The sequence below is a fragment of the Pinirhizobacter soli genome (assembly GCF_015905305.1).
GTDB lineage: Bacteria > Pseudomonadota > Gammaproteobacteria > Xanthomonadales > Rhodanobacteraceae > Pinirhizobacter > Pinirhizobacter soli.
Genome location: NZ_JADZLQ010000001.1, coordinates 1,955,363 through 1,967,751 on the forward strand (window position 1 = coordinate 1,955,363; position 12,389 = coordinate 1,967,751).

Here is a 12,389-nt window from a genome sequence, read left to right on the forward strand (position 1 = left end):
CTGTTCAATCTCCTTGCTTGCGGAATATTCCAAGATCGACGGGTACGCCACGCTCGGCCAGCTCCTCGTAGAACTCAGGCACGGCGCCTGTCGGCGAGAACTCACCTCGCACCCGCCCCTCCGGACCATTCTGGTCGCGGGCGCGGAAGGTAAAGATGTCCTGGCTCTGGATCGTCCCGCTCTCGATGCCGGTAATCTCGCTTATGTAGGTGATCTTGCGCGAGCCGCAAGGAAAACGACGCTGGTGGATGATGAGGTCAAGCGCCGAGGCGATCTGTTCCCGCACCACCGTCATCGGCAGGTCCATGCTCGACATCAGCACCATCACCTCAAGACGCGAAAGTGCATCGCGAGGCGAATTGGCATGGGCCGTGGTCATCGATCCCTCATGGCCGGTATTCATCGCCTGGAGCATGTCCAGCGCTTCGCCACCGCGGCACTCGCCCACGATCACCCGGTCCGGACGCATACGCAGCGCGTTGCGAACAAGGTCGCGAATGGTGATCAGGCCCTTTCCTTCCAGGTTGGCAGGCCTCGCCTCCATGCCCACCAGGTTCGGCTGGTTGAGCTTCAGCTCCGCTGCGTCCTCGATGGTGACGATGCGCTCGGTATCGGGAATGAAATTGGAGAGCACATTGAGAAGCGTCGTTTTACCTGAACCGGTACCACCGGTGACGATGATGTTACGGCGTTCGCGCACCGCCATGATGAGGAACTCGAGCATCTCCTCGTTGAGCGAACCGAAGTTGAGCAGATCCTGGCCCATCAGTTTTCGCTTGGCGAACTTACGAATGCTGATGCTCGGGCCACGCAAGGCCACCGGCCCAATCACGGCATTGACGCGCGAGCCATCCTTCAGGCGCGCGTCCACCATGGGCGAGCTTTCGTCAATGCGCCGGCCAAGAGGCGACACGATGCGCTCGATGGCCGAGAGCACGGCCTTGTCGCTACTGAATACAACTGGTGATTCCTGAATCCGCCCCGCGCGCTCAATGAAGATCTGGTCAGCCCGGTTGACCATGATTTCCGTGACGCTATCGTCGTCGAGCAGGTCCTCCAGGGGACCCAGTCCAATGGCCTCGTCGAGCACCTCCTTGGCCAGGCGGCGCGGATTGATCGTACGCGGTAGGTCATGGAATTCGCGATCGATGATCTCGTCGATCAACTCCGATGTCTTGGCCCGCAGCTCCACATCGGACATGCCGTGTACGTCGACGCGTCGCAGGTCCATCTGGCGCACCAGGGCGGCGTGCACCTGCAAACGGTACTCCAGCATGCCCGGATCGGTCGGGGTAACCGGTACCAACTGCGTTGCCGCCGCCGCGGGAGGAACCGCATCGGAATTGGCGGCCGCCTGCTTGGGCGGCGCTATCTTCGAGGTCGGGTCCGCTTCGTCGGTGAGGACACGCAGGCGGTAGGCTCCGATGGTCACCACGTCGTCACGATGAAGCGGTCCGTGCGCATCACGCACCCGCTGCCCGTTGACCGCAACCTGGCCCTTTCCGCCCATCAGTTCGATGAATACCCCGCCGTTGCGCAGGCGGAATGCGGCGTGGTCGCCTGCAATATTCCATCCCTGCAGGATGACCAGGTTGCCCTCGCTGCGACCAATGCCGCACGAGTCGTTCAAGCACCGCACCTGGCGGCTGTCGCGGTTGGGTGTCTCGATCAATACGTCAAACATGGGGCACCTTTAGTCGACGATGTCTTTGCCGACATTTTTTCGGAAGTCCGATTCCATCTGCTTGCTGTGCTCGATCAGGTCGAGGTTTTCCTTGGTCTTTGCGCCGATCACGTAGGGCGTGATGAAAACCACCAGATCCGTGCGGTTGGCCTGGAAACTCCTTGAGCGGAAGAGCTCGCCAAGGACCGGGATCTGTCCCAGGCCGGGCATCTTGTCCATCTCCTTGGTGGCATTGGCATCGACCAGGCCCGAGATGACGATCGTGTCGCCCTCGTGGACGTTCACCTCGGCATTGGAGCGACGGGTGATGAAGCCGGGATACCCGGCGACCACGACGGTGGGATCGATCTTGCTAAGTTCAGTCTCGATCTTGGCCGAGATGTCACCGTCCGCACTGACAACCGGCTCCAGATGCAGCTTGATGCCGTAGTCCTTGTACTCGACCGTGGTTTCGCCAAACCCACTCGATACCGGAAGCGGCACCTGGCCACCGACCAGGAAGTCGGCCGAGCCACCGCTGCGTGCACTTAGCTGCGGGGTAGCCAGTTCCCACGCACTGCCCGTCTGCATGGCAAGGTTGATCCTCGAACCAATGGTCGTGGCAAGCCCCAGGTAACTTTGTGTTCCCGGCACGCGGGTTGGATAGTTGGCCAGATTGGTAAGTCCCGGATCGGGCGGAATCACCCGAAAGTAGGGATTGGTGACGAAGTCATGCAGCAGGCCGCCCACTGGACCCTGGATCGACGTATCCCACTGGATGCCGATCTGGTTCATGGCCTTCTTGTCGAATTCCATGATGCGCACCTGCATCATCACCATCGGCTGCATCTCCACCGCACTGGTGCTGGTGAAGTTCATCACCTGGGGGTAGATCTTCTTGATCGCATCGATCCGGCTGCTTTCCCCCGAGCCAATATTGCTCCCCGTGACAACTACATTGCTGCCCACTGGCGTTACCTCCACGCCCTGGATGTCGCCCAGCATGCGCTTGACCACGTCGGCCATCTGCTCGCCGTTACCTTCACCAATATGCAGGCTGACCATGCGCTGCTGACCATTGGCGAACCATAGCTGCACGTTGGTATCGCCAGGCTTGTTGGCGATGATGACCAACTCGTTCTTGCCGATGACCTTCACTTCAATGAGATTGCCGTTACCCACGGCGATCCGCTTCAGTGCCCCGGGAACCGAATAGACCGACGCCTGCCCCGCATACATGCCTACCTGCTCCGGTAGCACCGGTGAGGCGGCATGCGCTTGTTCCGGCGCGATGATCGCCGGCGCGAGTACGCAACCGGTGATGAAGATGGCGCGGCGTGCCTGCCGCGCTAGGCTGTCAAATGCCATGTATCAACCCTTTCCCCCAATGATAAATTCCACGCCCGATACGCCTTTGCGCGCAGGTTTGTTCATGCGCAACAGGTCGTCCTGGCTCAGTACGCTCAGCCCGAAGGGATCCACGTTGCCGGCGGTACGCAGCATCACGCGTAGATCGCCGGCCTTGCTTGCCACAGCCACGCGCTGCGCATCGCCCGGCGCCAGCTCCAGGGTCAGGTTCGAGTAGTTCACGTCGGTCTTGCCTTCCGTTTGCACGCCCTTGGCATGCTTTCCGGTAGCCAGCACAAGCACGCTGCCGAGCAACGGCACGATCCGGGATTTCTCTTCGCTGGTAATAAGAAGCTGCAAATCGACGTGGTCGCCAGGGACGATCAACCCCGAGATCGAGCTGTTGTCATCGACCTGGATGGTGTAGGCGACGTCACCCTTGTTGATGATGTTGGAGAAGTGGTCGGTGACCAGGTCCACGGCGCTGCCGGGGATCGGCACGCCCTCGGCGAGCGGTGCCCGCAGCGGTTGGCCCAGGTACTGCTGGTAGTTGGCAGGCGTGATCGCATCAGCCGGGACAAACCCATCGGGAACGTCGCGTTCGGAGACGTCGTCGGCAGTAAGCACGGCGCCCTTCTCAACGGCATGGGTCGGCACCACGAGCGGAACGGTCTTGGTGTTGTCGATCGGCGTGCGCGCGGCGACCTCGCTGTTGACATAGCGAACGGCAAGCATGCTCGCCAACACGCCAAGGACGAGGGCGATCACCACGAACAGGAGGTTTCTATTGACCTTCAGCATGTAGGGCTTACCTTCAGAAAAGCGTCGCGGAAAGGGTGTACAGGAATGCTGCATAGGCGCTCTTGAACGCGTCCATCAGCTGCTTGATCACATTAGGGCCGGTCAACAACACCAGCACCAGGAACAACGACACCACGATGTACTCCGTGGCGGCGGTGCCCCTCTGGCGGCGGCGCGTGAATCCAGTGAAAGTAGGCTTGGGCATGGTGGATTCCGCTCACGAACCGGTCAGGTTGACAACGATGTTGCTGTGGTTGTCGCCCCGGGTAATGGCGACCGTCATCCGTTGCTTGCCGCGCTCGTAGTTCAGCAGGCAACCAGCGACACCCGCGGCGCATGTGTTGTCGCCGGCATTGGTCCACCCGTCGGACCGCATCTTCGAGATGTAGTAGGCGGAGTTCTGTTGTGGCGAGAGCCTGTTCACCATGGCCAAGGTTCGGGCGGCGGTGTCGTCGTCCGGGTACTCGATGTCGTTGAACACCACCGTGTTGTCCGGGCGCGGCACTCCATGCCCGAGTTCGATCTTCTGGCGCTTTTCCGGAATCAAGGTCATGCCGATATCGCCCCGGCTGCCCTCGCCCTCCGGACGAACCTGCACGGTGACGTAGTAATCACCGTCCCGATGCCCGAGGATCTTCCATCCTTCGAAGTCGTTGGCCACCACTTTTGGCCCCCACTGCTTACGGAAGTACGTCAGCATCTGGTCGGTGGTCTGGCGCGAACGGAAGATCTGCGTACGCATCTCCACGCCGTTGTAGATCATGTGCTTGGTGACGGTGGCACTGTCGGTATCCTCGGGCAGCTTCGCCGTAGGCCACGATGCCGCCATGGCCGGGCTCACCGCCAGCGCCAGGACGGCAGCCACCGGAATGCGTGGTGCGCGCCTACTTGCTGCCATAGCGCTTCAACTTGTCTGACGGAATGACATCCGGGGCGGCCTTGCCGATCTCGGGCGGAATACCCGCCATGAAGAACCCGGCGAGCTCGGAGATCACTGGCAGCTGAAGCAACACGCGGACTTTATCGACGAGCGCGTCGGCCTTGTCGCCCAGGTAATTGGCAGGCGTGAGCGGTCGGATGGCAGCACGCACCTTTCGCGCCGTATCGTTCTGCGGCGAGCCATCGGCTGCCTCACCCGGTCCGTTCGCATCCCATGCGTCGGCCAGGAGCACGGTTCGACCATAGAAGTCCAAGTCCAGGTGATCGAGCGGATCGAGGAACGGAAGCGCCTGTCCACTGGTGTCGGTGATGTGCTCGGGCTTGGCGTGGACTTCGGCCGAGATCAATCCTTCGCGGTCGGGCGGAAAACTTCCCAGCCCGATCTTGCTGGTGATCGCGCCGATCTTGTCCAGCGCCTTGGACATCACCGCGGGAGATTCCGTGTTGGTGTACTTGGTCAGCGTGACGTTGCGGGCAAGCACCAGGTCGCGTCCGGCGAACGTGGTGAACATCGTGTCGCCCACCTTGGTGGTCGCGGCTGGATTGGTCTTCAATGCAACGTCGGTCGTCCCGTATTGCCAGGCCAGGAAGCGATTCTGCTCGCCCGCCGTGGCTGGCAAGGCATTCTTCACCAGGTTCGGATGCACGGCCGCGTCCCAGGCAGCCGTCCGGGCAGCCTGTTGGGTCTGCACATGCAGATGCATGTACTGGCCAAGAAGCCCGATCATCAGGAACATCGGCACCAGCACGATGCATGCGATGGCGACCTCGGCGAGGCTCTGCCCACGCTGGGACGTGCGCGTACCGCGGCGAAACGCGCCCAGCGCCATGTTCGAACGGCTTGTCTGCATAGCCCCCTCCCTGCATCCCGTTATTTATTGCGTGGTATCCACCGCCACATTGGCCGGGACTTTGAACGGGGCATCGCCAGTGCTCGCGCCCACGCTCATCTCGTCGGTCTTCAGTTGCCAGCCGGTGCCCTTGGCAGGTTTCGTCCAGAGCACGACCACATCGTCACTGCCGGGACGGCCGTCGCTACCCGCCAGTGCGCGGCCATCAGCCGAAAACCCCCACTGACGACCGCCGTCCCATACACAGGCCTGGTCACCGGAGGACGACTGCCAGATCTGGCAGGATTGACCACCCACCGCATCCTTGCCCGGCGTGGTGAAACCGCCCTGTCGCGCGGCGTCGTCGAGCTTGCCGTCGCTGGAATCCAGGGGCGTGGGCGCGGTCGGCGCGCCATTGTTCTGCTTCTGCCCCTTGTGCTCGGCCATGTCCAGCGTCCACGAACTGCCGTCGGCATGACTGATGTCGAGCTTGTCCTCGTGGACCAGCTTGAACTGGCATGGGGATGTCAATGTCTGCTGCCATTGTTCGGTATGGCGGGCTTCCTGACCGCCCGAGAGCCATGTCTCGACGCGCCGTTGCCCCACCTTGGTTACTTCGTCGGCGCCGAGGGCGCGCGTGGGAAGGCCGCTCTTCTGGCAGACCGCGAGAGCCTTCTGGTATTCGACCTGCTCTTGCGGTTGCCCGTCGGCAAGCATCACCACGGTCTGCACCACGTGCATGCTGGGGAAATCGCCAGCCTTCGCTGGTGCGCTGCTGTCTGTGCCTGCGGCGCTCGCCGGCTCGCCGCTTGAACAGGCGCCAAGTGACACCAGCGCCAACGCCGCTGCAACCGTCCGTGCATGCTTGATCGATACTGCTCGCACTACTACTGCCTCCTTCAAAGACCCACGGCGCCTGCGCCGAACAGCGAAGCTTTCAGCGCCTCGGGCGTGTCGACCAACCGTGCCTGCCAATAGGGGCTAAACAGGTTGCCCATTTCCTGCTCCTTGTCGTCGCGCGGGAACAACGTGCGCGGTCGATCGAAATAAGTTTGGCCAGATGCCAGGGCCGTCATCGCATTATTCGGCGCACTGTCGGGCACCTGGAAGTCGGGCGGACCACCAATGCCCGCGACGTTGCTGCTGGTGCGTACGTCGGCCATCTTCTGCTCCACGACCACGCTGAAGATCGGCCCGACGTCGCCGGTTGTTCCGTAAGGCACCGTCGCCTTGTTCTTGGCGATGTCCTCGTACGAATGCAGCCCCAGGTAGCCGCTGATGATCGCGTTGCTGTTGCTCGGCTGCGCCGGATTGCTCAGCGCTTTCTGGCCGGCCTTGTTGTTGTCCATGGCGCCGTTGTAGCGGGCGATGTGAACGTGGTTGTCCAGATCGTAAGGCGACGTCCAGCCCTGGCCGTTGTTGACACCTGGGTTGGCCAGGCTCCGGAAGTTGGCGCCCGGGCTTTTCGTGGCCGCGGCGCCGCCGTAGGCCATCGGCAAGTCGACCTTTGTGCACGCGCCGAAGAATGTGCACGGACCAAGGGAGAACTTGAAGGACAGCGAGTCCATTCCCACCCAGTGGTTGTAGTTGATAAGGTCCGTGCCGCCGCGCTTGCCCATGAAAAGGTTGATCACGAGGGGAATATTGACCTTGATGTCGAAGGCATGATTTGCCGAGTCGGTATTGCGATCCTTGGAGAAGCCGTCGCGCGCTTCCATCACCACGTTCAACAGACGATCGGCATCGGCGTTGTGTACGGCGTTACCGCTGGGAACGCTGTAGGTCTTGATGTATTGCCGCGTGGCCAGCTCCGCCTGGCTTACCAGGACGCCCATGCCAAGCGTACTGACGGATGCTTCCTTGTCGGTGCCCCCGGGTACGGGCGCTGTATTGGCCTTCACCACGCTGGTGACGACATTGGGGATGTCGCCGACCTGTGATTCTGCAATCAGGAAAGATGCGCCTGAATAGGCTTCGTTCGCGGCGCTCAGCGCCACGGTCGCGACGCTGAATGCCGTCTGCATCAAGTCGCGCCCTTCGATCATCACGGTTTTTATTTCCTGCAGGGCCGTCGCGAACTCTTCCAGCGCGGCGCCGGCTTCAGCCAGGACAATCGTGAAGTCCGCGATCAGCCCGATTTTCTCGACGACACTCTTGATGTTGTCAGTGCCGTTGATCATGAAATTGACCCACGAGTGCATGCTCACCATCTGCGCCACGGATACCTCATTGGCCACCTGGGCCCGATTGAGGTAGGCGATGAGGTTGAGTGCGCGGGCTTCCTGCACGGCAGCGCTGTACGCAGCAGCGTCGGCGGTGTTGGTGAGCTGAAGCTTCTTGTTGACGACCTGCCCCGTGTTGAACAGGACAATCAGGCCGACGCAGAACACCAACAAGCAAATGACCGAAAGGATGAGCGCCTGGCCACGCGCCCGGGAAGGGGCAAACGTTACCTTGGGCGGCCGGGCGCTACCCTGCCGTCTTGATCCTTGTCGAGTAATCATCTAGCCCCCTTCTTGCTGCCCTGCATGGCAGGCAGGTGTCCGGCGGTTCTACAAATCCAAGGTCGACGTTTCCACGCGGCCCTCTTGAAGAAGGCCACGTGGATCCGCCGTAGTGAGATGCCCGGAACCGGACACCATCGGTCCTAGGATTAGTGCGCGACCGTGTTGTTGTACTTGTTCAGACCCTTGTCGGCCTGGCCTTCCTTGGATGCGGCCGCGGACTGTTTACCCGCATCACCGATGGCCGACTGAGCGTTCTTGCCCGAAAGCTCCTGGGCCATGCCGCCCACCTGGGCGCGAACGGTGCCGCCGAAGTAAGCCACGGCCGCGATGGCCGCGATGGCGATCAGCGCGGTGATGATGATGTACTCGGTCATGCCCTGGCCGCGCTGACGGACACGGATGCCATTACGAAGAATCGTCGTTTTCATGCGTTTGTACCCCTTTTGCTAAGTCGGACACTGCTACGAGTGTGAGAACTTGCCCCCTAGCCCGCTCCATTTTGCCAATCGCAAAAAACGGCGTGTTATCAGCTAGTTAGCTGCTGTCGTCGACGCCCCTCATCGGATAGAACACGAAACGTGACCAGCAGCGTCACCTTACGACAAATTTTGTCGCATCACGTATCAGATTTATTTCACTGAACAGGAATATTCAGCTTAAATTCAGATATATGTGTAGATTGTGTGCAATTTGCCGTTAAGGCGGCAAAATTTGTCAATCAAATCAACTGTATTGAACAAGTAAGAAAAAACGTTCAGGATGGCCGATTCACAACATTGGCTAGGCGGCCTAGTCAGATTTCATCTGAAACTAAACACCCTATAAACGCAATTTCACAAAAGTGAAACCATGAACATATTTGGCAAATCCTTTGCTCTGTGCGCCATTTCCTTGCTTTTTTATATGTCATCCGCTACTGCCGCGGACATCTCTGGTAGCAGCGACCATCCCCTGGTTACCCGGTTTACTGGTTCGAAGATCGTGGGCTATGCCACGCAAGCCTTCGATGAAGTTTCGTTGCCTTCCGCAGCCTTCAAGGATGACGCGGCAGGCTTGAGGCGAGTCGTCAAAGGCAAAGTCACGCGCATCGCGTATGAATCGCCCACCGGCAAGACGCCCGTGGAAATCATGGCGAACTACACGCAGGCACTCGAGGGCGCCGGATTCCGTCCGTTTTTTGAATGCTCGCCGGCAACGCGGGACTGCGGTGGCTACGATTTCTCGCGCGACTACTCAAGCGCCATATTGGACGCCGATGCCGAACACCGGGGCGACATGCTCGACCTGCTGCAGTCGACGCACGGAGATGTGCGCTACTTCGGTGCGACATTGAAGCGCAATGGAGGCCAGGTTGACGTCGGGCTGATGGTTGCAGGCACCAACGCCGGTGTCGGCGTGCTGGTGACCATCGTCGAGAGTGGAGCGATGGCAACGGGCCAGGTCACCGTAGACGCCGACGCCATGTCCAAAGGCCTCGCCGCCGAAGGCAAGATCGCCCTCTACGGCCTCACCTTCGACACCGACAGCGCCAAGTTGACCGCGGCGTCCGACCCCACGCTCAAGCAGATGAGCGACCTGCTGCACAAGCAGCCAAACCTCAAGGTGTACATCGTCGGCCACACCGACGATACCGGTGCATTGGCGCGCAACCTTACCCTCAGCCAGCAGCGTGCCGAGTCTGTGGTCAAGGCACTGACAACCACCTATGGCATCGCCGCGAACCGCCTGTCGGCCAAGGGACTGGCGTCCTATGCCCCGGTAGCCAGCAACCACTCCGACGCAGGCAAGGCGAAGAACCGGCGCGTGGAACTGGTGGAGCAGTAGAGCTCAGGACACCTGCTTCTTGTAGACCAGGTCATGTCCTTCGCGGCGGGCGATGAAGCCGGTGACATGACCGGCGGCATCGCGCTGGATGATCCGCCGCATGCGTGGCTGGCCCGGGGTGAACAATACGTCGCGCACCTCGGCGTCCAGCTCCTTCGCCGCTCCACCGTTGGTGGAGCTCTCAAGCCCGCGCGGCGTACGGGTAATCTTCACCGTGACCGCCGTGCCAGCTTTGTAAGTGCCGACGTACTGGTCCAGATCGGCCGCGGGCAAGGTGACCGCGGCCGGATCGTCCTGCACGGCAAGTGTCTGGCTTGAGATCATCTTCCAGCCGTCCTTCTTGTGCTGCCAGGTCTCGATCGACTTGAAGCTTGCGTGCGTCACGATGTCGCCGATGGTGAACGTACCGTTGTCGGTGAAGCTGGTGACCGCGGTGTCACCCTGCAGCACGAAATTCCAGTCGGTCTGCAGCAGTTCGTTGTGCCGGCCGGCCGGCGGGGGCTGCGTGCCGGCCAGGATGTCGGCACGGCTGGAAAGCTCACCGCTCTCATTCATGAAGACCACGCGGTCATCCAGCAGCCGGCCGAGGGTGGCGGCATCGCCACTGGCCGAGGCATCGGAGAACTGCTGGGAAAGGCGCTTGAGTTCCGCTTCTGGGCTGGTCGCCGACCAGGCCGAGGCGAAGGGTACGGCCAGCAACAGGAAGATGACGGCGCGGCGCATGCTGGCGATTCCATCAGGGTAAGTGGCGGCAGGATGCACCAGAGGCCTTCACTTGCCATCCCGTACCTATGGCAGGGTGCCGACCGGCAGGGTCGGCATCCCCTTATGTCGATCCTATAAACAGTCGGTAAGCCCGTCGTATATCGACCTTCCGCCACGCGGCAAGGGCGCGTCGATCGCATCGCGGCCAGCCAGCGCCTGGTAGAACTCCCCGAGCGTGGTACCGGGCACGATCGGCGACTTGCACTGCCAAATGCGACCGTCAACCACCACCTTGCCCGAGGCCTGGTCCACCTCCTGGTTGCTGCCGGCGAAGGTCCAGATGCATTCGCCCATTACCCCATCGGCCACACGCACCGAACACCGGTAGCGCAAGTGCTGGATGTTGCTGTACTCGCCTTCGCAAAAGGTGTCGCCACAGACGTCGTCGAAGTCCCTGGCCAGGCGACGCTCAAGATCGTAGAAGGCATCCCAGCCCTCGCCGCCCCGGTACTCGGTCGCATCGACATAAACAGGCGCGATTTGAGACGTGGTTGGCGATCCAACAGGTGTCGCGACCGCCAGAACCATCGCGGAAAATACGGGTAGAAGCATCGTGGAGCTCCGTGGTGGGAAGCCGCCATCTTGTCATTCGCATCGTGCCTGCCGTACCGGATATCGGCAGCAATCAAAGTGGTCGTGGATCGACGCTTATCGCTTGCCTTCGCCTAGAAATACGTCGGCGATATCCAATGCCGTGCGATAGGGTTCCGGATCATTGCGGTTGGTCAGAAGGACTACCGTGAAATGCCGTTTCGGATAACGCACGATCACGTTGCGGAAACCGATGGTTTCTCCCGAATGCCATTCGGTCTCGCCGGTGATCCGCCACCCAAAGCCATACTCGATGGACGGGTCGTCTGTCTTCGTCCATGGGTGGAAGGCCAACCGGCGTGATTCTTCGCTCAGTAGCCGATTCTCGTAGAACGCGGCGTCCCACTTGGCCATGTCGTCGATAGAGGAATAGATGCCGCCGTCCCCAAGCACCGCACTAGTCATGCTTTGGTCGGTGCGCGTCCAATGGCCGTCGATCAAGCTGTAGCCGAAAGCACGGTTTGGCACCGGCGGTCCGCCTTGGACATAGGCCAACGTATTGGTCATTCCCAAGGGAAGGAAAATTCGCTGCTTCAGGAAAGCCTGGAAACTCATGCCCGAGGCTTTCTCCACCACCAGCGAAAGCAACGAATAGCCGCCGTTGCTGTAGCGATAGCTCGTCCCTGGCGGGAAATAGGTACGGCGCTCACCTTCCAGCAGCTTCAGTACGTCGGCATCGCGCAGAGGCACCTGGGTATCGGGCGACATGATGTCCTCGTAGTCGATCAGCCCTCCGGTGTGTGTCAGCAGGTGCCGGATGGTGATGCCGTCGTCTGTCGGCGGCAGCGAAGGCAGCCATCGATGGATGGGATCATCCAGGCTTAACTTGCCGTCCTGCACCAGCAACAAAATGCTGGCCGCGGTGAATTGCTTGGTCACCGAAGCCAGGCGGTAATTGGTGTCGGGCGCGGCCGGCCTGCCGCTTTCCAGCTCCGCCAGGCCATAGCCCCGATTCACCAGCGCCTTGCCATCCTTGATCACCAGCAGCGAGGCGCCCGGAACCTTGCCCTGGTAGCGTTGCATCAACGCATCTACGGCCGCCATCTGGCGCGATGGCGTGCTCGTACAGCCGCACGCAAGCGCGGCGGCAAGACACACTAACCAGGCTGACATGCGCATGGC

The 12,389-nt window shown here is 61.0% G+C and carries 13 protein-coding genes; 1 reads left to right on the forward strand and 12 read right to left on the reverse strand.

All coding sequences use genetic code 11. The features are described 5' to 3' along the window. Positions 1-4: 4 nt before the first annotated feature. The 9 genes from NDK18_RS08670 to NDK18_RS08710 form a co-directional block, all read right to left on the reverse strand. The gene (locus NDK18_RS08670) at positions 5-1,684 is read right to left on the reverse strand and encodes a TadA family conjugal transfer-associated ATPase (protein WP_250624686.1); all 1,680 of its coding nucleotides are present in this window, start codon (positions 1,682-1,684) and stop codon (positions 5-7) included. Positions 1,685-1,693: 9 nt separating this feature from the next. Next, positions 1,694-3,031: a type II and III secretion system protein family protein gene (locus tag NDK18_RS08675; protein ID WP_250627542.1), complete on the reverse strand. Its 1,338-nt coding sequence runs from the start codon at positions 3,029-3,031 to the stop codon at positions 1,694-1,696. 3 nt (positions 3,032-3,034) lie between these two features. After that, positions 3,035-3,811, reverse strand: a complete 777-nt coding sequence (gene cpaB / locus NDK18_RS08680) for a Flp pilus assembly protein CpaB (RefSeq protein ID WP_250624684.1) — start codon at positions 3,809-3,811, stop codon at positions 3,035-3,037. Positions 3,812-3,824: 13 nt separating this feature from the next. Beyond that, positions 3,825-4,016: a hypothetical protein gene (locus tag NDK18_RS08685; protein ID WP_250624683.1), complete on the reverse strand. Its 192-nt coding sequence runs from the start codon at positions 4,014-4,016 to the stop codon at positions 3,825-3,827. Positions 4,017-4,028: 12 nt separating this feature from the next. Beyond that, a complete protein-coding gene (locus NDK18_RS08690) occupies positions 4,029-4,709 on the reverse strand; it encodes a hypothetical protein (protein WP_250624682.1) in 681 nt (226 codons plus the stop codon). Continuing rightward, positions 4,696-5,601 (reverse strand): TadE/TadG family type IV pilus assembly protein, encoded by a 906-nt coding sequence (locus tag NDK18_RS08695; protein WP_250624681.1) that lies wholly within the window; start codon positions 5,599-5,601, stop codon positions 4,696-4,698. Before NDK18_RS08695 ends, NDK18_RS08690 begins: the two co-directional genes overlap by 14 nt. Before the next feature lie 24 nt (positions 5,602-5,625). Next, on the reverse strand, positions 5,626-6,465 hold the full coding sequence (locus NDK18_RS08700; RefSeq protein WP_250624680.1) for a hypothetical protein: 840 nt from the start codon (positions 6,463-6,465) through the stop codon (positions 5,626-5,628). Positions 6,466-6,479: 14 nt separating this feature from the next. Then, entirely contained in the window at positions 6,480-8,084 is a 1,605-nt protein-coding gene (locus tag NDK18_RS08705) for a pilus assembly protein TadG-related protein (RefSeq protein WP_250624679.1), read from the reverse strand. A gap of 149 nt (positions 8,085-8,233) precedes the next feature. Continuing rightward, positions 8,234-8,515, reverse strand: a complete 282-nt coding sequence (locus tag NDK18_RS08710; RefSeq protein ID WP_250624678.1) for a pilus assembly protein — start codon at positions 8,513-8,515, stop codon at positions 8,234-8,236. Between the two features lie 475 nt (positions 8,516-8,990). Between NDK18_RS08710 and NDK18_RS08715 the strand changes: the two genes are divergently transcribed. Beyond that, on the forward strand, positions 8,991-9,911 hold the full coding sequence (locus NDK18_RS08715) for an OmpA family protein (protein ID WP_250624677.1): 921 nt from the start codon (positions 8,991-8,993) through the stop codon (positions 9,909-9,911). 3 nt (positions 9,912-9,914) lie between these two features. Here the strand turns inward: NDK18_RS08715 and NDK18_RS08720 are convergent, their stop codons facing one another. The 3 genes from NDK18_RS08720 to NDK18_RS08730 all read right to left on the reverse strand — a co-directional run bounded on the left by NDK18_RS08720 (position 9,915) and on the right by NDK18_RS08730 (position 12,380). Further along, positions 9,915-10,634 (reverse strand): nuclear transport factor 2 family protein, encoded by a 720-nt coding sequence (locus NDK18_RS08720; protein WP_250627543.1) that lies wholly within the window; start codon positions 10,632-10,634, stop codon positions 9,915-9,917. Between the two features lie 114 nt (positions 10,635-10,748). After that, positions 10,749-11,228 carry a hypothetical protein gene (locus tag NDK18_RS08725; protein WP_250624675.1) on the reverse strand — a complete coding sequence of 160 codons (480 nt, stop codon included), beginning with the start codon at positions 11,226-11,228 and terminating at the stop codon, positions 10,749-10,751. Positions 11,229-11,324: 96 nt separating this feature from the next. After that, positions 11,325-12,380 carry a serine hydrolase domain-containing protein gene (locus tag NDK18_RS08730; protein ID WP_486644315.1) on the reverse strand — a complete coding sequence of 352 codons (1,056 nt, stop codon included), beginning with the start codon at positions 12,378-12,380 and terminating at the stop codon, positions 11,325-11,327. Positions 12,381-12,389: the final 9 nt, after the last annotated feature.